Consider the following 18,625-nt stretch of genomic DNA (forward strand, 5'->3'; position numbering starts at 1 on the left):
TCATCCTTGGAGATAGCAATGGCATTGCCGCAGGTTGTCACGCACCAGGACCGGCTGTTGTCGGTCAACATCCACGCATCGCACGAGTTTCCCGGATCGGAACCAGGCTCGACCATCATTCCGCTGTTCCTCGATCGCGAGAACGGCGTCTGGGTGCTCTACGGGAAGTTCGAACCGGGCACGACGCTCCCGCCGCATTTCCACACCGGCACCGTGCACTTCTTCACGACGAAGGGGCAGTGGAACTACATCGAGTATCCCGAGGACCCGCAAACCGCAGGCAGCTACCTGTACGAACCCGGCGGCTCGGTGCATACCTTCTCCGTGCCGGCGGATGCAAAGGAGCCCGCCGAAGGCTTCATGGTTGTCTACGGCGCTAACGTGATTTTTTCGGAAGGCGAATTCCAGAGCGTCCGCGATGCCGGCGCGATCGAAGAGGGCATCCTCGCCGCCGCGCGCAAGGCCGGGATTCCCGTGCCGCGCTACATCCGTCCCAAAGGGGGCGCGGAGTTCTCCGCGGACTGAGGCGTTCCCGGAGCTGGCAGGTCAGAACAAGAAACTTTGGAGACAACTGTCATGAAGCACTCTTTCTGCAGCGGCCTCGTGGCGCTCTGCATGTCGATCGCCACCGTCGCCGTTGCACAGCCGGCCGGCGACTACCCCAACCGCCCGGTCAAGCTGATCGTGCCCTCAGCCCCTGGCGGTGGCGCGGACGCCTTTGGCCGTTTGCTCGGCGAGCAGCTGAGCAAGCGCCTCAGGCAGCCGTTCGTCGTCGATAACATCGCCGGCGCGGCCGGCACGATTGCGATCGGCCAGCTGGCGCACGCCAGGCCCGATGGCTACACGATCGCGCTGGGCACGATGACGACGACCACGCTGGCGCCGGCGGTCTACCACCAACTGCCTTACGATCCGGTCAAGGGCCTGACGACGCTGGCAAGGGTCGGCACCTCGCCGATCATCCTGGTCGCCACCGCCGACCTGCCGGCCAACAATCTCAAGGAGTTCATCGAACTCGCGAAGCGAAGCCCGAAGCCGATCCAGTTTGGCACTTGGGGCCAGGGCTCGACCGGCCATTTCTGTGCCGAAGTGCTGGCGCAGAAAGCGGGCATTAAGCTCGACCACATTCCGTTCAAGGGCGGTGCTGCGGTCATGACGGCCATGATGGGCGATGTGATCAAGGTTGGCTGGCTCGATATCGGCTCTGGCACAACCGCGGTGAAGACAGGCAAGATCAAGCCGCTGGCGATGTGTACCCGGCGGACCTCCAATTTCCCGAACGTTGCCACGTACAAGGAGCAGGGCGTCGACTTCGACCAATGGACGGGCTGGGCGATGTACGCGCCGGCGGGCGTGCCCAGGCCGATCGTGGACAAGATCGCGGCGGCGCTGAAGGACACGCTGCAGGACCCCGCCGTCAAGTCGAAGATGACCGACTGGGGCATCACGCCCGACTACCTCGGCGGCGAAGAGCAGGCAGCCGTCAACGTCCGGGAGATCGAAGTCTGGAAGCGCGTGGCCAGGGAGGCCAACATCACGCTGGATTGACTGCCCATGACAGACCTCGCCGAAGCCAGCCGCCATCCTGTTCCCGAACTGCTGTCCCCCGAGCTGGAGGCCGCGTTGCGCGCCCATGCCATGCGCCGGCAACTGGCGAAGAACGAAGTGCTGTTCACCTATGGCTCGTCGCCGCAGGCGCTGTTCTGCGTGGAGCGCGGACGCATGCGCTTCAGCGTCACGGCAGCCAACGGCCGCGAGGCGGTGCTCAGCGTGCTGGAGCCCGGGCAATGGTTCGGCGAGGTCTCACTGTTCATGGACGCGCCACGCGTCTATGACGCGCGTGCGGTGGTCGATTGCGAGGTGCTCATGCTGCCCGCGCAGGCGTTCCACGCCATCGTCGACCACCGCCCGGCATTCCTGATGGAATTCACGCGGCTGATCTGCCGGCGCTATCGCTGGGCACTGGAATGGATCGACGAGACGATCCTGCAACCGCTGCCGGTTCGCCTGGCGCGCCGGCTGCTGGGGGCGCAGCATGCGCACGCGTTGTCGGCGCCGGCCGACGGGAACGCTGCGCTGCAGCTGTCCCAGGAGGACCTGGGCCACATGCTGGGCGTCTCGCGGCAGAGCATCAACCGGCAGCTCAAGGAGTGGGAGGGCCAACGGATCCTGCGGCTCGACTATGGACGCGTCACGCTGCTGGACCAGGACGCCTTGAGGCGCCTGGCCTGACGCGCTCGCAGACGCGCTCACTACGTCGCGCTGGCAAACTCCGCGCCGCCCTTGGGGCGGATGTACTTCGGCATCGGCATGGCGCCAAGCTTCACGGCGCCCAGGATCGCGGCCTCGATCGCGCCCGCGTCCATGATGCTGTGGTACTCGCCATTGACGAAGTTGATGTTGGCGCCATAGACCACCATCAAGCCTTCGGCCGGTTCCCTGGCATCGGCCGGCACCATGAACGTGTGCATGGAGCCGCCGGGCTCGAACAGGTAGCTGCCGGCCGTCTGCGGATCGTCCGGATACTCGGCGTAGTGCCACATGCCGCGCGTGGTATAGAAATGCACCGTGCCCGTATGGAAATGCGTGGGCAGGACCGTGCCCGGTTCGAATCTCCCGTAGAGCACCCAGACCCCGTTTTCACGGTCCAGGAACAGCGGGGTGATGTTGGTTCCCGGCACTTCGGTCGGCAGGCGCGGGACTTCGTTGATATTGATCGTCAGCAGGTGTTCCTGATGCGTCGTGACTTCCGGCAAGGGCATGTCGATGTCTCCGTAGGAATCGTGATCGGTGATGGGAACTTACGCCGCGGCGGACAGGTCCGCCGTCTTGTCACGTAACAGGCCGGCAATGGCCTGCGCCTTCTGCCCGGGCGGCAGGCCGGCCAGCAGCTGCTGCATCATGGTCAGGCTGTCGTAGTAGATCCGTTCGCAGATCAGCGTCTCGGCGTCGAACAGGAACAGCGCAATCATGCGGCAGCGGAACGGCTTGCCCGTCGGTGGCAGTTCGTTCAGGTTGCCGCGATGCGTGCCGGACAGCCAGAACTCGACGATCACGGCATCGTCGGTATGCCGAAGCTGGATGATTTGGCTGCGCTGGTCCGGGAATGCCTGGCGGCTCTGCGTGTAGTACTTCCGGACGTTGTCGTTGCCGTCGAATACCGCGCCGCTGGCAATGAGCTCGTAGTGAGGGTGTGGAAACGTCGACAGGACGGCGTCGAAGTCCTGCCGGATCTCGTCGGCAAAATGATCGCGAACCACGCGTTCGCGAAGCGTGCGCAGGTCAGCGCCAGTGGTTGGTGTCGTCATCGAAGTCTCCGTCGCTTTTGTGAGGGACGCCGCCGATCCGTTGCGGATGGCAGCGCTCCGGGAAGCGATTATCTGGGGCGGGATCCGATGAAGACTGTCGCGGATTGGCGTTTCGATACCGGGGTATTCCCGGCATCGGTTCGGCCTTTACTCCGTTGGACAGCGACTGTGAAGACTTCCAACCACTCCTACTCCGGCTGAATTCCCGCCGTCTTGATAATCTTCCCCCACCGCTCCAGCTCCGCCACCTGGAACTTGCCCAACTCCTCGGGCGAAGACACCTTCACCTCCATCCCGTTCTCCGCCACGAAGTGCTTTACCTGTTCGCTGGACATCGCCTTGCGCATCAGCGCATACACCCGGTTGACGATCGGCGCAGGCGTGCCGGCAGGCGCGTAGAGCGCATTCCAGTAGCCAAACTCGTAGCCAGAGATACCCTGCTCGCCAACAGTCGGCACATTGGGCAACAGCGCCGAGCGCTGCGGGCTGCTGACGCCGAGCGCCCGCAGCTTGCCGGCCTTGACCTGTGGCAGGCTGGTGGTCAGGTCGACGATCATCACGTCGGTCTGGCCTGCGACGAGGTCGATCACGGCGGGCGGGTTGGCCTTGTACGGAACGTAGGTCAGCCTGGTGCCGGTCATGTGCTGGAACTGCTCGGTGGCAACACGCGCGGACGACGACCCGGACCCGTAGGTCAGCTTGCCGGGCTCCTTCTTCGCGAGCGCGACGAACTCGGGCACGGTCTTGGCCGGCACGTTGGGATTCACCACCATCAGCATATAGCCCTGCACCAGCTGCCCGATCGGCGTGAAATCCTTGATCGGGTTGTAGGGCAGGGACCTGACCAGGTGCGGATTGGCGGCCTGCGTGGTGTTAGTCGTCATGAACAGCGTATAGCCGTCCGGCGCCGCGCGTGCGACCTGTTGCGCGGCAATCCCGCCGAACGCGCCGGGTCGGCTGTCGACCACGACGGGCTGGCCGGTCTCCTTGGTGATCTGCGCCCCCACCGCGCGGGCGAGACCGTCGGTGGTGCTGCCGGGGCTGGAGCCGATCACGATGGTGATGGGCTTGGCCGGATAGGACTGTGCGCCGGCGATGCCGGATGCGAGCAATGCCAGCGTGAGTGCCGCGAGGTGGGGGATACGCATGATGTCTCCTTGGGTTTGTTATGGGGTTTGCCGGTGGACGCCAGGCTCAGGTGGTCAGGCTGAACTCGGGCCGCTGGCCCGCCAGGGCCTGGGCGATGCTGTCGAGCACCATCTCGCCCATTGCGGCGCGGGTCTGGTGCGTGGCGCTGGCGCGGTGCGCCTGCAGCGTGACGTTGTCCATGGCGAACAGCGCCTCGGGAACGTTGGGCTCGTCGACGAAGACGTCCAGCCCCGCGCCCGCGATCTGGCCGGCCTTGAGCGCCGCGACCAGGTCGTCTTCCTTCACCAGCCGGCCGCGCGCGATATTGATCAGGTAGCCGTCCTTGCCCAGCGCGTCGAGTACCGCGGCATCGACGATGCCCTCGGCCTTGTCCGCGGCGGCGGCCAGCACCAGGGCATCGCTCTGGCGGGCGAGTTCGACCAGCCCGGGCACGAAAATGTGGGGCACGTCATCCATCGCCCTGAGGTCGGTGTAGGCGATCGGGCAGCCGAATGCCGCCAGGCGCGCAGCAATGGCGCGGCCGACGCGCCCCATGCCGACGATGCCCACGCGCATGCCGCTGACGCGGCGGGCCAGCGGGATCGCGCTCGGCTGCGGGTTGCGCAACCACTCGCCGGCGCGGATGAAGCGGTCGCCAGCACACATGCCGCGGCAGGTCGCGAGCAGCAGGCCCACGGCGAGGTCGGCCACGTCCTCGGTCAGCGCGCCGAAGGTGCCGGTCACCGGCAACCCGCGGGCGCGGGCGTATTCGAGGTCGACCGCGTCGGTGCCCACGCCGTTGACTGCCACTACCTCCAGGGCAGGGAGTTGCTCCATCATCGCGCGCGTGATGCCGGTGTGGCCGCCGGTGATGACGGCGCGGATGCCGGGGCCGTGCTCACGCAGGTAAGCGTCCTTGTCGGCCTGCTCGAAGAGCCGGTGCACGGTGTAGCGCGCGTCCAGCTTGTCGTTGATGGCGGGGATCAGGATGGGGCTCAGCTGGAGGATGTCTGGTTTCATTGGGCTCGTTGTCGTGGGCGCTGTGTTTTGGGCAGCGCGGGGCGTAGACAGGAAACAGGCGACATGCTGCGCCGCATGTCATCAGTCATCCTATGACATGGATGCGGCCGTCACCAAGAAAAACCGGTTGAATTTCGGGTAAACGCGAGGCGTCTGGCCAATGAAAGGCGGAAATTCACGCGGAATGGCTGCCAATCGCCATCGTTGACATCGGGTAATCCCCAGCCGGCAAAGCTTGCCCGGAGTCCGTACAATGTTGTACGACAACGTATTACATTCTTGCGGTTCGATAAGTTCAACCAGCGCGAACTGGCCCGTTGGGAGAATGTGATCCAGACTGGAAGATCCCGATCGAGCCATCGCGACGCGCTCGCACGCCGCCGCATGCAACCTGCAATTGGAGGAGACCGTATGCGCGAGAACCGGATTCGAACCATGTGGGCCGCCGACCAGGCGGTCGTGAACGGCTGGCTTTCCATCCCCAGCGCCTTTGCGGCGGAGACGATGGCCCACCAGGGCTGGGATTCCCTGACAGTGGACCTGCAGCACGGCGCGCTGGACTACGCGGATGCGCTGGCGCTGCTAACGGCGATTTCCACCACGAATACCGTGCCGGTGGTGCGCGTGCCGTGGAACGAGCCGGGCGTCCTGATGAAGGTGCTCGATGCCGGCGCGTATGGGGTGATCTGCCCGATGGTCAACAACCGTGCGGACGCCGAACGCCTGGTGGCCGCCACGCGCTATCCGCCGCTGGGCGCGCGCAGCTTCGGGCCGATCCGCGGCCTGCTGTACGGCGGTGCGGACTATCCGGAACGCGCCAACGACACGGTCGTGGTGCTGGCGATGATCGAGACCCTGCAAGGGCTGGACAACCTGGACGAGATCCTCTCGGTCGACGGGCTCGATGGCGTGTATATCGGCCCTTCTGACTTGTCGCTCGCGCTCGGTTGCCGCCCGACCTTCGACGATGTCGACCCGCCGGTGGTGCAGGCCATCGCACACGTGATCGCACGGACCAAGGCGCATGGGCGCGTTGCGGGCATCCACAACGGCGCGCCGGAAGCTGCCTTGCGGCGGATCCAGCAGGGCTTCCGCTTTGTGACGGTGAGTTCCGACGCGCGCTTGATGGCGGCGGGGGCAAGGCAGGTGATATCGCAGATGCGCGCGGGGCTCGTGCCACCGCCGGAGACTGCGTCGGGGTATTGAGCCCGGCCAGGCAGGCCAACGAAACTAACGGAGAAAACACGTGAAACTGGGATTTATCGGACTTGGCATCATGGGCAGCCCGATGGCTGAGAACCTCATCGCCGGCGGGCATGAGGTCAGGCTGTACAGCCGCAGCGGCGCGCCGCAGGCACTGCTGGACAAGGGCGGCGTGGCATGCGGCTCCGGCAAGGAAGTGGCCGAGGGGGCCGACGTGATCTTCCTGATGGTGCCCGATACCCCGCATGTGGAAGCGGCGCTGTTTGGCGAGGGCGGGGTTGCCGAGGGGCTCGGCGCCGGCAAGATCGTGGTCGACATGAGCTCGATCTCGCCGATCGCGACCAAGGATTTTGCTGCCCGCATCCATGCGCTCGGCTGCCAGTACCTGGATGCGCCGGTGTCCGGGGGTGAAGTCGGCGCGCGCAATGCCACGCTGTCGATCATGGTGGGCGGCGAAGAAGCGACCTTCGACAAGGTGCGTCCGCTGTTCGCGCTGATGGGCAAGAACATCACGCTGGTCGGCGACAACGGCGCCGGGCAGACCGCCAAGGTGGCCAACCAGATCATCGTGGCGCTGAACATCGAAGCGGTTGCCGAGGCCCTGTTGTTCGCCTCCAAGGCGGGCGCGGACCCGGCACGCGTGCGCGAGGCGCTGCTGGGCGGCTTCGCCTCGTCCAAGGTGCTGGAGGTGCATGGCGAGCGCATGATCAAGCGCACCTTCAATCCCGGCTTCCGCATCGGGCTGCACCAGAAGGACCTCAACCTGGCGCTGTCCAACGCGCGCGAGCTGGGTGTGTCGCTGCCCAATACGGCGACGTGCCAGGAGTTGTTCAACGCGTGCGCCAGCCATGGCGGCGCGGGCTGGGACCATTCGGCGATCGTGCGGGCGCTGGAGCTGATGGCCAATCACGAAATCGGATCCTGAAGCGCGCTGGCAACGCGACCCGCGCCCGCTGACCGCCGGACGGCGGTCGCGGAGAGGGTCATGGCGCAGGGACTATGCGGTGGCCGCCATGCCGGCCATTTGCGATTCGCTCCGGAGTTCCTTGCGGTAGCGGTTCAGGTCCTGCACCGTCTCGAAGGTGCGTTCGAACAGCAGCGACATGTTGTGCAGGATCCGTTCGATGACCTTCTTCTCCCAGCCTTCGTCGAAGCGGATTTGCTCGTCCAGCCAGTGCTCGAGCCAGTCCGGGTCCGGCAGGCGCGACTGCACCGTGTCGTTGGGGAACAGCGCCTTGTTCACGTGCAGGTTGGTCGGGTGCAGCGGCTTCTCGGTGCGGCGCGCGGAGGCCATCAGCACGCCGATCCTGGCGAAGGCGGCGCGCGCGTTGTCGCCGAACTGGGCCAGGTACTTCTTCATGTAGCGCAGGTAGGCGCCGCCGTGGCGGGCTTCGTCCTGCGACAGGGTGCGGTAGATATGCTTGATCACCGGTTCCGTGTGCCATTCGGCGGCGCGGCGGTACCAGTGGTTCAGGCGGATCTCGCCGCAGAAATGCAGCATCAGCGTTTCCAGCGGCGGGGCCGGGTCGAACTCGAAGCGCACGGCGTGCAGCTCTTCCTCGGTCGGCACCAGGTCCGGGCGGAAGCGGCGCAGGTACTCCATCAGCACCAGCGAGTGCTTCTGTTCCTCGAAGAACCAGATGCTCATGAACGCCGAAAAGTCGGAATCGTGGCGGTTGTCGCGCAGGAACATTTCGGTCGCGGGCAGGGCGGACCATTCCGTGATCGCGTTCATCCGGATGGTCCTGGCCTGGTCGTCCGTCAACAGGCTGGCGTCAAAGGTATCCCAGGGGATGTCCTTGTCCATGTGCCAGCGGACGGCTTCCAACGATTTGAACAGTTCGGGGTAGAGCATGGTAAGCCTTTTGAAATTACGCGAGCTGGAAGCAGCATGCGCTCGCCCTAGTTCATACGAAAGAACCAAAAATCGAAATCTTGGATGTACCATGGGCCATGGACACCATCTTCGACTTCAAACTGGATCGCACAGCCAAGACTTCGTTGGCTGAACAGATTCGCATCGGGATTGCCGGCGCCATCGAGAGTGGCGTACTGGCGCCGGGCGCCAGGCTGCCGTCGTGGCTCGACCTCGCGGCGCAGCTGGGTGTGGCAAGGGGCACCGTCAAGACGGCGTACGAGCGCCTGGCGGATGCGCAACTGATCGTCGCGTCCCGGCCCGGGGGGAGCAGGGTGGCCGACCATCCCACCAGGATTCCGTCAGCGGAGCGGTCAAGGTCAATCGAGACGGCTCTGCAGTCGGACCTGTACCAGCATTTTCTTCCCGGGCCGGCGGTCTTCCAGATGGGGGTGCCTGCTTCCGATTGCTTTCCCGCAACCCTGTTCGCGCGCCTGCGCGCGCGTGCTGTGCGCGATGAAGTCGAAGCCCCTGCCGTCTATCCGGACCCACGCGGCGAGCACGAACTCAGGCGAGAGATTGCCGCGCATCTGGCGCTCTCGCGAGGCATCGAATGTCGCCCGTCGCAGATATTTATTACAGCAGGTTCTTCCGGAGCACTTGGCGTTACGTTGCGGGTTTTGCGTGCGGAAGGGCGAACCGCGTGGGTTGAAAATCCGGGGTACCTGCCGAGCCGCAGGGCACTCGAGATCTCCCGGATTTCCACGGTCCCGATTCCCGTTGATGAAGACGGGATCGATGTTTCGTATGGGGAGCAGCATGCGCCGGAAGCCGCCCTGGCGCTCGTGACACCAGGCCAGCAAGCGCCACTGGGTCCGACTTTATCGCTCTCGCGCAGACTCCAGCTCATCGATTGGGCGAACCATGCGGACGCATGGATCATCGAGGACGACTACCTCGGTGAACTGCAACTGAGGCGCCGCGCCGCCCCAGCCCTGGCCTCACAGGATCAGTTCGGACGGGTCATCCATATCGGCTCGTTCAGCAAGACGATCAGCCCGACGCTGCGACTCGGCTTCGTGGTCGCGCCGCCAGCGCTGGTTCCCCAGTTCGATGAGGCCGTGGCCTGCCTTGCCCCCGCTCCCGGGCCCGCGGTGCAGACCGCTACAGCGGAATTCATGCGCGACGGCCATTTCTTGCGGCACCTGCGCAAGATGAAGCGAATCTATGCTTGCCGGAGCAATGCTTTGCTCGACAACCTTGCAGCCCGAGGCCTTCAAGCCTATCCGGCCGGGCTGGCCGTCGTACTTCGACTGCCAGATGGTGCTGACGACAAGGCTGTCGCTCGTGAAGCCTTTGCCTACGGTCTCGCTCCCGCCCCCCTTTCAGCATGGTATGGCGCTGCCGCGACGAAACGGTCGGGTCTTCTTCTCGGCGTCGCCACCGCCATCGAAACGCAGCAAGCGACGGCTTGCGGGCGCCTGCATCAGGTAATCAAGCGGTATGCCTGATTACCAGGAGCACCCGGCGGTGGCGTCACTCAGCGCGGCAGGCCGCTGTCGCCCTCGCCGAACAGTTCCAGCGTGATCGCGCGCAGCCAGCGGTTGGCCGGATCGTCGTGCTGGCAGCGGTGCCAATGCTGCTTGAGATCGAACGCCGGTATCGGGAACGGGGGTTCGAGCACCTGGATATCGGCGATGCGCGCGAACAGTTCGCCGACCGGCAGTGGCACGGTCACGATCAGGTCGGTCGAAGCAATCACGAGCGGAATGCTCAGGAAGTGCGGTGAGTGCAGCAACTCGCGCCGCTTGACGCCGTGCTGGCGTAGGTATTCCTCGACCAGTTCCTGGCTTCGGCTTTCGCTTTGAATCACCGCATGCGGCAGTTCGACGAATTGCCGCGCCGAGATGCGTCCGCGCGCCACCGGGTGCTGCTTGCGTGCGAGGCAGACAAAACCGTGCCGGAACAACCGCTGCTGGAATACGTCGGAGCCGCCGAGGTCCGGGAAATAGCCAATCGCCAGGTCCACCTTGCCTCGCTCTAGCCGATCCATGAGGTCGGCATGCCGCGCGGAAATCGTGCGGACGTCGATGTTCGGTGCATCCAGCATGAGTCGCGCGAGCAGACGCGGCAGGAACGCCGCCTCGCCGACGTCAGACAGCGCCAGCGTAAAGGTCCGGCGCGCCTGCGCCGGATCGAAGCGCGGCGCGGTCAGCAGGTGCGTGCGTACCTGGGACAGCACACTCTGCACCACGATCGCCAGCTCCACCGCCCGGGGCGACGGCTGCATGCCGGTGCGCACCTTGAGGAATAACGGATCGCCGAGTTGCTCGCGCATGCGTTGCAGCGCGTGCGACATGGCCGGCTGGCTTACGCCCAGTTCTTCGGCCGCCCGGCCGAGGTGTCCATGACGCCACAACGCGTCAAAGACCCGCAGCAGGTTCATGTCGAAGTCATTCATTTCGTTCATGAGCGTCATTCCCGTAATCTGATTGCAGAATGATACGCACGGAACGAGACTCCTGTCACCGGCCGTCGGGGCGTGCGATCGATCGACGGCACGGACCAAACATAACTAGCCGTGTGCACAGGAGGAGACCCATGCATCCACCCCCAATCAGCATTGCGTCGGTGATCGACGCGGAACCACTCGGTGCCCATCGGCTCCGCATCTTCATCGTCTGCTTCCTGATCGTGCTGATGGACGGCTTCGATACCCAGGCGATCGGCTTTGCCGCGAAGGCGATGTCGACCTCGCTCGACATTCCGATCGCGGTGTTCGGCCAGGTGTTCTCGGCCGGCCTGCTCGGCGCAATGCTCGGCGCATTCCTGCTCGGTCCGCTGGCGGACCGCTTCGGCCGCCGCTGGCTGCTCGCGGCCGCGATCGTGATCTTTGCCGTGTTCTCGCTATTGACCCCGCATGCGCCGCATCTGCCTGAACTGCTGCTGGTGCGTTTTCTGGCCGGTCTCGGACTCGGCGGCGCCATTCCCAACCTGCTCGCGCTATCGGCCGAATACACTCCGCGCCGGATGCGGGGGATGATGACCGGCGTGCTCTATGCGGGCTTTCCGCTCGGCGGTGCGGTGGGTGCGTTCGCCAGTTCGTACATCGTCCCGCACCATGGATGGCCGGCTCTGTTCTATCTCGGCGGGCTGTTGCCGCTCGGGCTGGCGCTGCTGGTGATTGCCAGCTTGCCTGAATCGCTGCCGTTCCTGCTGCGCAGACACGACGGACAGCACCAGGTCAGGACGATCGTCGCACGCATCACGGGCCGGCCAGTCGACCAGGCCGTCACCTATGTCGATCTCGAGGAGCGCGTGCGCGGCATGCCGTTCCGGCAGTTGCTCTCGGGCGGCCGGCTCGCGCCGACGCTGTTGCTCTGGGTCGGGTTCTTCATGTGCTTCGTGCTGTTGATCGTGCTGGTGCTGTGGACGCCCGCGCTGCTGCGCGGCGAGGGCATCGACGAACACAACGCCGCACTCGTCGTGGCGCTGATCAATCTCGGCAGCGTGGCCGGCACTGCCGCCGGCGGCCGGCTGGTCGACCGCTTCGGTCCGTTCGTGACGCTGCCGCTGCTGTTCATGCTCGGCGCGCTCAGCGTGTCGCCGCTGGGCTATGTCACGCACTCGTTGATATCGCTGGCCATTGCCGCCACGCTGTCGGGCTTCTTCATGGGCGCCGGTAGCTCCGGGCTGTTGAGCCTCGCGGTGTTGAGCTACCCGAGCGGCATGCGTGCCACTGGCGTGGGCTGGGCGATGGCGCTGGGCCGGATGGGCCAGGTCACGGGGCCGTTGATCGTCGGCGCGCTGCTTGCGAGCGGCTTCAGCATCAAGACCATCTTCCTGTGCAGTGCCGTGCCGGCAGCGATCGCTGCCGCCGCGATTCTGGTGTTGCGCGCGGTGCGCGCGACTGGCGAGGGGCATGACCAGTCCCTCGCGCAAGCCGGCTCACTGCCGGCCGGCCTGGAACGGCAGTAGCCGAGCCGTTCGCGCGGCGGGCGCTGCCAGGTGTCCCGCCGCGCAACCACCGTTGTTCATGGTTGCAAGCGATGGTGGCCGCGTGGGCCGCGGCATGCCATCGCGCGTCTTAATCGAAGGAGTGTCATGCGTAATACCAGCCAGTCTGCCCCCGTACTCGTTGTCGGCGGCGGAATCGGAGGACTTGCCGCCGCCTTGGCGATGGCGCGCGAGGGCTGTCATGTGAAGGTGCTGGAACAGGCCAGCGTGATCGGGGAGATTGGTGCCGGCGTGCAGTTCGGCCCCAATGCGTTCGCCGCATTCGACGCGCTTGGCGTCGGCGAGCGCACGCGCAGCCATGCGGTCTATACCGACCACATGATGATGATCGATGCCATCGACGGGAAGACCATCGCCGACATTCCGGTCGGCGAGGCGTTTCGCAAGCGCTTCGGCAATCCGTACGCCGTCACGCATCGGGCCGATGTCCACAACTCCCTGCTCGAAGGCGTGCGTGAAACCGACCGGATCGAGTTCGTTACCGCGACGCGCATCGTCGAGGTCAGCCAGACTGCCGACAGCGTCACCGCGATCGACGAGCAGGGCAATCGCTACCACGGCAGCGCGCTGATCGGCGCAGACGGTGTGAAATCCGCGGTCCGCCAGCAACTGGTCGGCGATGCGCCGCGCGTGTCCGGCCATGTGGTCTATCGCGCGGTGATCGACGCCGCGCAGTTTCCGGATGAGATGAAATGGAATGCCCCGGTCCTGTGGGTGGGGCCGAATTGCCACGTCGTGCACTACCCGGTGCGGGCCGGCGAGCAGTACAACCTCGTGGTCACGTTCCACAGCCGCCAACAGGAAACCTGGGGCGTCAGCGACGGCAGCCAGGAGGAGGTGTTGTCCTACTTCCAGGGTATCGATGCCCGGCCACACCAGTTGCTGTCGCTTCCGCCCACGTGGCGCCGCTGGGCCACCGCCGATCGCGAACCGATCGGGCAATGGAGCTACGGCCGCGTGACGCTCCTCGGCGACGCCGCGCACCCGCTGCTGCAGTACCTCGCGCAAGGCGCCTGCATGGCGGTCGAGGACGCGGTAACGCTCGGCGCCGCCGTGCGCGCGTGTGACGGCGATCTGCCGCGCGCCTTCTCGATCTACCAGGATGTGCGCATCACGCGCACCGCGCGCGTCGTGCTATCCACGCGTGAGTTCGGCCGCCTCTGTCACGCGGCCGGCGTGGAACGCCTGGTGCGCAACTCGCTGTGGAAGTCGCGCTCGCCCGACCGCTTCTATGACGCGCTCGAGTGGCTCTACGGCTGGAAGGCCGAGACCTGCCTGACAGCCTGAAGGGGGTGCTGGCCCCCAACCTTTGCAATACGGCACCGCCATCGGTGCAGCTGATTCAAACGCGGTATCTCGATGCCGAGATCCGAAACTGGAGTCCCCATGACGTTCGTAATTCCTCCCGTTCCCGCTGTGACGATTCCCGTTGCCGGCGGCAACGGACAGTTCCCTGTGCGCCGGATCTACTGCGTGGGCCGCAACTACGCGGCGCATGTACGCGAGATGGGCATGGACCCGGCCCGGGAGGCACCGTTCTTCTTCAGCAAGCCAACCGACGCAATCGTCGTCGCGTGTCCCGAGAGCCATGCGCAGATTGCCTATCCGCCCGCCACCGAGCAGTTTCACTTTGAGATCGAACTGGTGGTGGCGATCGGTGCTGCGGGCCGCAACATCCCGGTCGAGCAGGCCAATTCCCATATCTGGGGGTACGCGGTCGGTATCGACATGACGCGCCGTGACCTGCAGATCGCCGCGCGCGACAAGGGGCGGCCATGGGAACTCGGCAAGAGCTTTGACCAGTCGGCGCCGATCTCGGCGCTGCATCCGGCCGCCGAGGTCGGGCATCCGGTCGCTGGCGCGATCTGGCTGCAGGTCAACGGCAACGATCGCCAGCGCAGCGATCTCAACAAGCTGATCTGGTCCGTGCCCGAGATCGTCGCCAATCTGTCGAAGTTCTTCGAGCTGCAGCCCGGCGACCTGATCTTCACCGGCACCCCCGAGGGCATCGGCCCGGTGCGGAGCGGCGAGGTGATGCGCGGTGGCATCGCCGGCCTAACCGACCTCGAAGTGCGCGTGGCCTGAGGAGCCGACAACGATGGAACTGTACAACTTCTTCAACAGCTCCGCGGCGTACCGGGTGCGCATCGCCATGGCGCTGAAGAACATTCCATGGGACCACGTCGGCGTGAACCTGCGCGCCGGCGAGCAGCATCGCCCGGAGTACGGCGCGCTCAATCCCAACCGGCTCGTGCCGACGTTGCACGACGGTGAGCAGGCGATCACGCAATCCCTGGCAATCATCGACCACCTGGATCGCCAGTGGCCCGAGCCGCGCCTGATCCCGCTGGAAGGGCTGGCGCGCACGCGCGTGCTGGAAATGGCGCTGACGATTGCCTGCGACATCCATCCGCTGAACAACATGCGCGTGCAGAAGTACCTGTCCGGACCACTTGGCATCGCCGATGCGGACAAGTCCGCGTGGGTCGCGCACTGGCTCACGGCTGGCTTCAGCGCGCTCGAGCCGTGGTTGTCCGAGGAAGGCGGCTGGTGTGTCGGCAATGCGCCCACGTTGGCTGACTGCTGCCTGGTGCCGCAGGTCGCCAATGCGTTGCGTGCGGGATTCAGCCTGGATCCGTACCCGCGCGTGCGCCGCGTCTACGAGCACTGCATGCGCCACGAAGCGTTCCGGGTGGCTGCGCCGAGCACGCAACCCGACTACGTCGCCCATTGATATCGATTCAGGAAGTCTCAGTCATGACCGACTCTCCCACCCCCGATCTGCTCGCGCGCCGCGAGTCGTTCTACAACGAGCTGGAACCGCACGCGATGGCCGCACTCTGGACGCGGTTGCGCAAACTGATCCCCGCCGAACCAACACCGGCCGGTGTGGCTCATCGCTGGGCCTACGAGACGGCCAGGCCATATCTGATGGAATCCGCCACGCTGATCTCGGCCGAAGAAGCCGAGCGTCGCGTGCTGTTGATGGAGAACCCCGGACTGCCGGGCACTTCGCGCATCACCAACACGATGTATGCGGGGCTGCAACTGATCCTGCCGGGCGAGGTCGCGCCGGCGCACCGCCATACGCAATCGGCGTTTCGCTTCATCGTCGAGGGCTCGCGCGCGTTCACGGCTGTCGATGGCGAGAAGTCGTATATGGAGCCGGGCGATCTTGTCATTACGCCAGCCTGGACCTGGCACCACCATGGCCACGAAGGCGACGCGCCGATGGTCTGGCTCGACGGGCTGGACATTCCCATCGTGTCATTCTTCAATGGTGGCTTCCGCGAGGAATTCGACGCCGAGGAGGCGCCGATCACGCGTCCCGCCGGCGATGCGCTGGCACGCTACGGAACGGGGCTGATGCCGGTGGGCTATACGGCGTCGACGCTCAACTCTCCGGTGTTCAACTACCCCTACGCACGCACCCGCGAGGCGTTGTTCGCCCTGACCCGCGCGGGTGATCCGGACGCGAATGCAGGGCATCTGATGCGCTATACGAATCCGGTCGACGGCGGCTGGGCGATGCCGACCCTCGCCACGATGATCCGGCTGTTGCCCACGGGTTTCTCGACCACACCATACCGATCGACCGACAGCACGGTATTCGTCTGCGTGGAAGGCGGCGGCCACATCACGGTCGGTGACAAGCGGCTCGAACTTGCGCCGCACGATATCGTGGTGGTGCCGGGCTGGAGCCGCTATACGCTCCATGCGAACAACGACCTCGTGCTGTTCTCCTATTCGGATCGCGTCGCGCAGGAGAAGCTCGGCCTGTTCCGCGAGCAGCGTTCTTGAGGCAGGGTGACCGTCATGACCACCGTCGTCTCGCCCACCGTCATCTCGCATGATGACCTCGTCGACAGCGTTGCCGCGGCACTTCAGTTCATCAGTCACTATCATCCGGCCGACTATATCGGGCACCTCGCGCAAGCCTACGCGCGCGAGGCCAGCGGCGCGGCGAAGCAGGCCATCGCGCAGATCCTGATCAACTCCAGGATGTGCGCGGAAGGCCGGCGTCCGATCTGCCAGGACACGGGCATCGTCAACGTGTTCGTGAAGGTCGGCATCGACGTGCGGCTGGCCGGCTTTCCCGCGTCGATCGTCGAAGCGGTCAACGACGGCGTACGCCGCGCCTATCTCGATCCGGACAATACGCTGCGCGCGAGCATCGTCGAGGACCCGCTGTTCGCGCGCCGCAATACCGGTGACAACACGCCCGCGGTGGTCCATGTCGAAGTCGTGCCCGGCAACACGGTGACGGTCGATGTCATGGCCAAGGGCGGCGGCAGCGAGAACAAGAGCAAGTTCGCCGTGCTGATGCCGAGCGACTCGGTGGCGGACTGGGTAGTCGACATCGTGCCGACGATGGGGGCCGGCTGGTGTCCGCCGGGGATGCTCGGCATCGGCGTTGGCGGTACGGCAGAGAAGGCGATGTTGCTGGCCAAGCAGAGCCTGACCGAGCCGCTGGACATGCTCGCGCTGAAGGCGCGCGGGCCGGCCAACGCCGTGGAGGCGCTGCGGATCGACATCCATGACCGCATCAATGCGCTAGGCATCGGCGCGCAGGGGCTGGGGGGACTGACTACGGTGCTCGACGTCAAGATCGCCACCTATCCGACGCATGCGGCCAGCATGCCCGTGGCGATCGTGCCGAATTGCGCGGCCACGCGGCATGCGCGCTTCGTGCTCGACGGCACCGGCCCGGCACTGTTGACGCCGCCATCGCCCGATCTCTGGCCCGATCTGCCCCTGCCGGACGGCAGCACGAGCCGCCGCGTCGATCTGAATACGCTGACGCGAGAGGAGACGGCTACGTGGCGCGCCGGCGAAACGCTGTTGCTGTCGGGCCGGATGCTGACCGGGCGCGATGCGGCGCACAAGCGCATCGACGACATGCTCGCGCGTGGCGAGCCGCTGCCTGTCGATTTCCGCAATCGCATGATCTATTACGTCGGCCCGGTTGATCCCGTGCGTGATGAAGTCGTCGGCCCTTGCGGGCCTACCACCTCGACGCGCATGGACAAGTTCACGGGGCGCATGCTCGGGGCGACCGGTGTGCTAGGCATGATCGGCAAGGCAGAGCGGGGACCAGCCGCGGTGCGAGCGATCGCCGAGAACGGCTGCGTCTATCTGGCTGCGACCGGTGGCGCTGCCTACCTGATCTCGAAGGCCGTCCGTTCGTCACGTGTGCTGGCGTTTGCCGATCTCGGCATGGAGGCCATCTACGAGTTCGAGGTGGAAGACTTTCCGGTGGTCGTCGCCGTGGATGCCAAGGGCGGCAATGTCCATGAGCACGGCCCCAAGGCGTGGCGTATCGCAGCGGCCTGACCGGACGCGGCCGTGATCATGCTCGAGCGCAAGGGCGATCCTGGTGGATCGCCCTCTTTGCCCCTTCTGTGTTGATAGAACTGATGCAGTTCAGGCACGCTTGCGCGTTTTTGCGTGCGCGGGTTCGGCCTTGTCGCCGCGTCGGTTGGCTGCGCGATCGGTCAACCATTGAACCACCTGCGGGCCGTAGCTGGCCGGTGCCTTGTCCATGGTGCGATGGGCCAGGTCAGCCAGCGTGTGCTGCTTGAGTTCTGCACGCATGGCCTTTTCCGCCGACTGCATCACAGCGTGGATTGAGCATACGCCGCGCGTCGCCCACGCCGGCGGACCGCTCTCGAATACCGCGCAGCGGCCGCGGATCTCGCGGCAGTCAAACAAAGGCTTGTCGCCGTCGATGGCTACCACCACGTCGTGCACAGTAATGCGGTCAGCGGCGCGGGCCAGCCTGAACCCGCCCTTGATGCCTTCAGTCGCCACGACGAGTTCCGCCTTGGCCAACTTGGTGAACAACTTGGCGAGGAAGTCGTTGGGAATGCCCTGCAGCTCAGCAAGGTCACGCACGCTGGCTTCGTCCACTGCGGCCTGCGAACGCGTCAAGTACAGCAGGCAGTGCAGACCGTACTCAACGCCGGTGCTGATGTGTGACATTTTTTAACTCAGACTATTTATATCGTAGTTGTAAGCCTATACAAATCTGGCCCGGACCGCAAGGCTTCAGGCGATTAGATCACCATTGTTCGGCGCTTCGATAGCCGGACCA

The 18,625-nt window shown here is 65.3% G+C and carries 19 protein-coding genes; 12 read left to right on the forward strand and 7 right to left on the reverse strand.

The annotated features are described in order from the left end of the window. Positions 1 to 18: 18 nt before the first annotated feature. From AC10V3_RS24820 to AC10V3_RS24830, 3 genes are read left to right on the forward strand one after another with little or no spacing between them, the layout of a single operon-like run. A complete protein-coding gene (locus AC10V3_RS24820) occupies positions 19 to 525 on the forward strand; it encodes a 2,4'-dihydroxyacetophenone dioxygenase family protein (protein ID WP_022538065.1) in 507 nt (168 codons plus the stop codon). 51 nt (positions 526 to 576) lie between these two features. Continuing rightward, positions 577 to 1,548, forward strand: a complete 972-nt coding sequence (locus tag AC10V3_RS24825; RefSeq protein ID WP_041681725.1) for a Bug family tripartite tricarboxylate transporter substrate binding protein — start codon at positions 577 to 579, stop codon at positions 1,546 to 1,548. 6 nt (positions 1,549 to 1,554) lie between these two features. Next, positions 1,555 to 2,232, forward strand: coding sequence for a Crp/Fnr family transcriptional regulator (locus tag AC10V3_RS24830; RefSeq protein ID WP_022538067.1), 678 nt, complete (start codon positions 1,555 to 1,557; stop codon positions 2,230 to 2,232). 20 nt (positions 2,233 to 2,252) lie between these two features. Here the strand turns inward: AC10V3_RS24830 and AC10V3_RS24835 are convergent, their stop codons facing one another. The 4 genes from AC10V3_RS24835 to AC10V3_RS24850 form a co-directional block, all read right to left on the reverse strand. Further along, positions 2,253 to 2,762: a 2,4'-dihydroxyacetophenone dioxygenase family protein gene (locus tag AC10V3_RS24835; protein ID WP_022538068.1), complete on the reverse strand. Its 510-nt coding sequence runs from the start codon at positions 2,760 to 2,762 to the stop codon at positions 2,253 to 2,255. 39 nt (positions 2,763 to 2,801) lie between these two features. Beyond that, positions 2,802 to 3,308: an ester cyclase gene (locus tag AC10V3_RS24840; protein WP_022538069.1), complete on the reverse strand. Its 507-nt coding sequence runs from the start codon at positions 3,306 to 3,308 to the stop codon at positions 2,802 to 2,804. Between the two features lie 188 nt (positions 3,309 to 3,496). Then, positions 3,497 to 4,456 (reverse strand): Bug family tripartite tricarboxylate transporter substrate binding protein, encoded by a 960-nt coding sequence (locus AC10V3_RS24845; protein ID WP_022538070.1) that lies wholly within the window; start codon positions 4,454 to 4,456, stop codon positions 3,497 to 3,499. A gap of 46 nt (positions 4,457 to 4,502) precedes the next feature. Further along, a complete protein-coding gene (locus tag AC10V3_RS24850) occupies positions 4,503 to 5,456 on the reverse strand; it encodes a 2-hydroxyacid dehydrogenase (protein ID WP_022538071.1) in 954 nt (317 codons plus the stop codon). A 411-nt stretch (positions 5,457 to 5,867) separates the two neighbouring features. Between AC10V3_RS24850 and AC10V3_RS24855 the strand changes: the two genes are divergently transcribed. Continuing rightward, positions 5,868 to 6,662: an HpcH/HpaI aldolase family protein gene (locus AC10V3_RS24855; RefSeq protein ID WP_022538072.1), complete on the forward strand. Its 795-nt coding sequence runs from the start codon at positions 5,868 to 5,870 to the stop codon at positions 6,660 to 6,662. A gap of 40 nt (positions 6,663 to 6,702) precedes the next feature. Then, positions 6,703 to 7,584: a 2-hydroxy-3-oxopropionate reductase gene (gene glxR / locus AC10V3_RS24860; protein WP_022538073.1), complete on the forward strand. Its 882-nt coding sequence runs from the start codon at positions 6,703 to 6,705 to the stop codon at positions 7,582 to 7,584. A 72-nt stretch (positions 7,585 to 7,656) separates the two neighbouring features. On the opposite strand, the gene AC10V3_RS24865 is transcribed toward glxR, so the two are convergent. Further along, positions 7,657 to 8,514 carry a ferritin family protein gene (locus tag AC10V3_RS24865; protein WP_022538074.1) on the reverse strand — a complete coding sequence of 286 codons (858 nt, stop codon included), beginning with the start codon at positions 8,512 to 8,514 and terminating at the stop codon, positions 7,657 to 7,659. Between the two features lie 98 nt (positions 8,515 to 8,612). On the opposite strand from AC10V3_RS24865, the gene pdxR reads away from it, so the two are divergent. Then, on the forward strand, positions 8,613 to 10,025 hold the full coding sequence (pdxR, locus tag AC10V3_RS24870) for a MocR-like pyridoxine biosynthesis transcription factor PdxR (RefSeq protein WP_022538075.1): 1,413 nt from the start codon (positions 8,613 to 8,615) through the stop codon (positions 10,023 to 10,025). A 29-nt stretch (positions 10,026 to 10,054) separates the two neighbouring features. Here the strand turns inward: pdxR and AC10V3_RS24875 are convergent, their stop codons facing one another. After that, positions 10,055 to 11,083 carry a LysR family transcriptional regulator gene (locus tag AC10V3_RS24875; protein WP_349606088.1) on the reverse strand — a complete coding sequence of 343 codons (1,029 nt, stop codon included), beginning with the start codon at positions 11,081 to 11,083 and terminating at the stop codon, positions 10,055 to 10,057. A 32-nt stretch (positions 11,084 to 11,115) separates the two neighbouring features. On the opposite strand from AC10V3_RS24875, the gene AC10V3_RS24880 reads away from it, so the two are divergent. From AC10V3_RS24880 to AC10V3_RS24905, 6 genes are all read left to right on the forward strand, one after another. Next, positions 11,116 to 12,492, forward strand: a complete 1,377-nt coding sequence (locus tag AC10V3_RS24880) for an MFS transporter (protein WP_022538077.1) — start codon at positions 11,116 to 11,118, stop codon at positions 12,490 to 12,492. A gap of 126 nt (positions 12,493 to 12,618) precedes the next feature. Beyond that, complete coding sequence (locus tag AC10V3_RS24885) at positions 12,619 to 13,818, forward strand: 3-hydroxybenzoate 6-monooxygenase (protein ID WP_022538078.1); 1,200 nt, start codon at positions 12,619 to 12,621, stop codon at positions 13,816 to 13,818. Positions 13,819 to 13,917: 99 nt separating this feature from the next. Beyond that, a complete protein-coding gene (locus AC10V3_RS24890; RefSeq protein WP_022538079.1) occupies positions 13,918 to 14,616 on the forward strand; it encodes a fumarylacetoacetate hydrolase family protein in 699 nt (232 codons plus the stop codon). A gap of 13 nt (positions 14,617 to 14,629) precedes the next feature. Next, positions 14,630 to 15,265 carry a maleylacetoacetate isomerase gene (maiA, locus tag AC10V3_RS24895; RefSeq protein ID WP_022538080.1) on the forward strand — a complete coding sequence of 212 codons (636 nt, stop codon included), beginning with the start codon at positions 14,630 to 14,632 and terminating at the stop codon, positions 15,263 to 15,265. A gap of 23 nt (positions 15,266 to 15,288) precedes the next feature. After that, positions 15,289 to 16,332: a gentisate 1,2-dioxygenase gene (gtdA, locus tag AC10V3_RS24900; protein WP_022538081.1), complete on the forward strand. Its 1,044-nt coding sequence runs from the start codon at positions 15,289 to 15,291 to the stop codon at positions 16,330 to 16,332. A gap of 15 nt (positions 16,333 to 16,347) precedes the next feature. Next, positions 16,348 to 17,865 (forward strand): fumarate hydratase, encoded by a 1,518-nt coding sequence (locus tag AC10V3_RS24905; protein WP_490924114.1) that lies wholly within the window; start codon positions 16,348 to 16,350, stop codon positions 17,863 to 17,865. A gap of 90 nt (positions 17,866 to 17,955) precedes the next feature. Here the strand turns inward: AC10V3_RS24905 and AC10V3_RS24910 are convergent, their stop codons facing one another. Beyond that, a complete protein-coding gene (locus tag AC10V3_RS24910) occupies positions 17,956 to 18,513 on the reverse strand; it encodes an RrF2 family transcriptional regulator (RefSeq protein WP_022538083.1) in 558 nt (185 codons plus the stop codon). Between the last annotated feature and the right edge of the window lie 112 nt (positions 18,514 to 18,625).

Source organism: Cupriavidus sp. PB-02 (genome assembly GCF_058252315.1).

What these genes read in the sequence shown, in the direction of transcription:
- AC10V3_RS24820 (WP_022538065.1), top strand. Translation starts at nt 19, where the DNA reads ATGGCATTGCCGCAGGTTGTCACGCACCAGGACCGGCTGTTGTCGGTC.
- AC10V3_RS24825 (WP_041681725.1), top strand. Translation starts at nt 577, where the DNA reads ATGAAGCACTCTTTCTGCAGCGGCCTCGTGGCGCTCTGCATGTCGATC.
- AC10V3_RS24830 (WP_022538067.1), top strand. Translation starts at nt 1,555, where the DNA reads ATGACAGACCTCGCCGAAGCCAGCCGCCATCCTGTTCCCGAACTGCTG.
- AC10V3_RS24835 (WP_022538068.1), bottom strand. Translation starts at nt 2,762, where the DNA reads ATGCCCTTGCCGGAAGTCACGACGCATCAGGAACACCTGCTGACGATC.
- AC10V3_RS24840 (WP_022538069.1), bottom strand. Translation starts at nt 3,308, where the DNA reads ATGACGACACCAACCACTGGCGCTGACCTGCGCACGCTTCGCGAACGC.
- AC10V3_RS24845 (WP_022538070.1), bottom strand. Translation starts at nt 4,456, where the DNA reads ATGCGTATCCCCCACCTCGCGGCACTCACGCTGGCATTGCTCGCATCC.
- AC10V3_RS24850 (WP_022538071.1), bottom strand. Translation starts at nt 5,456, where the DNA reads ATGAAACCAGACATCCTCCAGCTGAGCCCCATCCTGATCCCCGCCATC.
- AC10V3_RS24855 (WP_022538072.1), top strand. Translation starts at nt 5,868, where the DNA reads ATGCGCGAGAACCGGATTCGAACCATGTGGGCCGCCGACCAGGCGGTC.
- AC10V3_RS24865 (WP_022538074.1), bottom strand. Translation starts at nt 8,514, where the DNA reads ATGCTCTACCCCGAACTGTTCAAATCGTTGGAAGCCGTCCGCTGGCAC.
- pdxR (WP_022538075.1), top strand. Translation starts at nt 8,613, where the DNA reads ATGGACACCATCTTCGACTTCAAACTGGATCGCACAGCCAAGACTTCG.
- AC10V3_RS24880 (WP_022538077.1), top strand. Translation starts at nt 11,116, where the DNA reads ATGCATCCACCCCCAATCAGCATTGCGTCGGTGATCGACGCGGAACCA.
- AC10V3_RS24885 (WP_022538078.1), top strand. Translation starts at nt 12,619, where the DNA reads ATGCGTAATACCAGCCAGTCTGCCCCCGTACTCGTTGTCGGCGGCGGA.
- AC10V3_RS24890 (WP_022538079.1), top strand. Translation starts at nt 13,918, where the DNA reads ATGACGTTCGTAATTCCTCCCGTTCCCGCTGTGACGATTCCCGTTGCC.
- maiA (WP_022538080.1), top strand. Translation starts at nt 14,630, where the DNA reads ATGGAACTGTACAACTTCTTCAACAGCTCCGCGGCGTACCGGGTGCGC.
- gtdA (WP_022538081.1), top strand. Translation starts at nt 15,289, where the DNA reads ATGACCGACTCTCCCACCCCCGATCTGCTCGCGCGCCGCGAGTCGTTC.
- AC10V3_RS24905 (WP_490924114.1), top strand. Translation starts at nt 16,348, where the DNA reads ATGACCACCGTCGTCTCGCCCACCGTCATCTCGCATGATGACCTCGTC.
- AC10V3_RS24910 (WP_022538083.1), bottom strand. Translation starts at nt 18,513, where the DNA reads ATGTCACACATCAGCACCGGCGTTGAGTACGGTCTGCACTGCCTGCTG.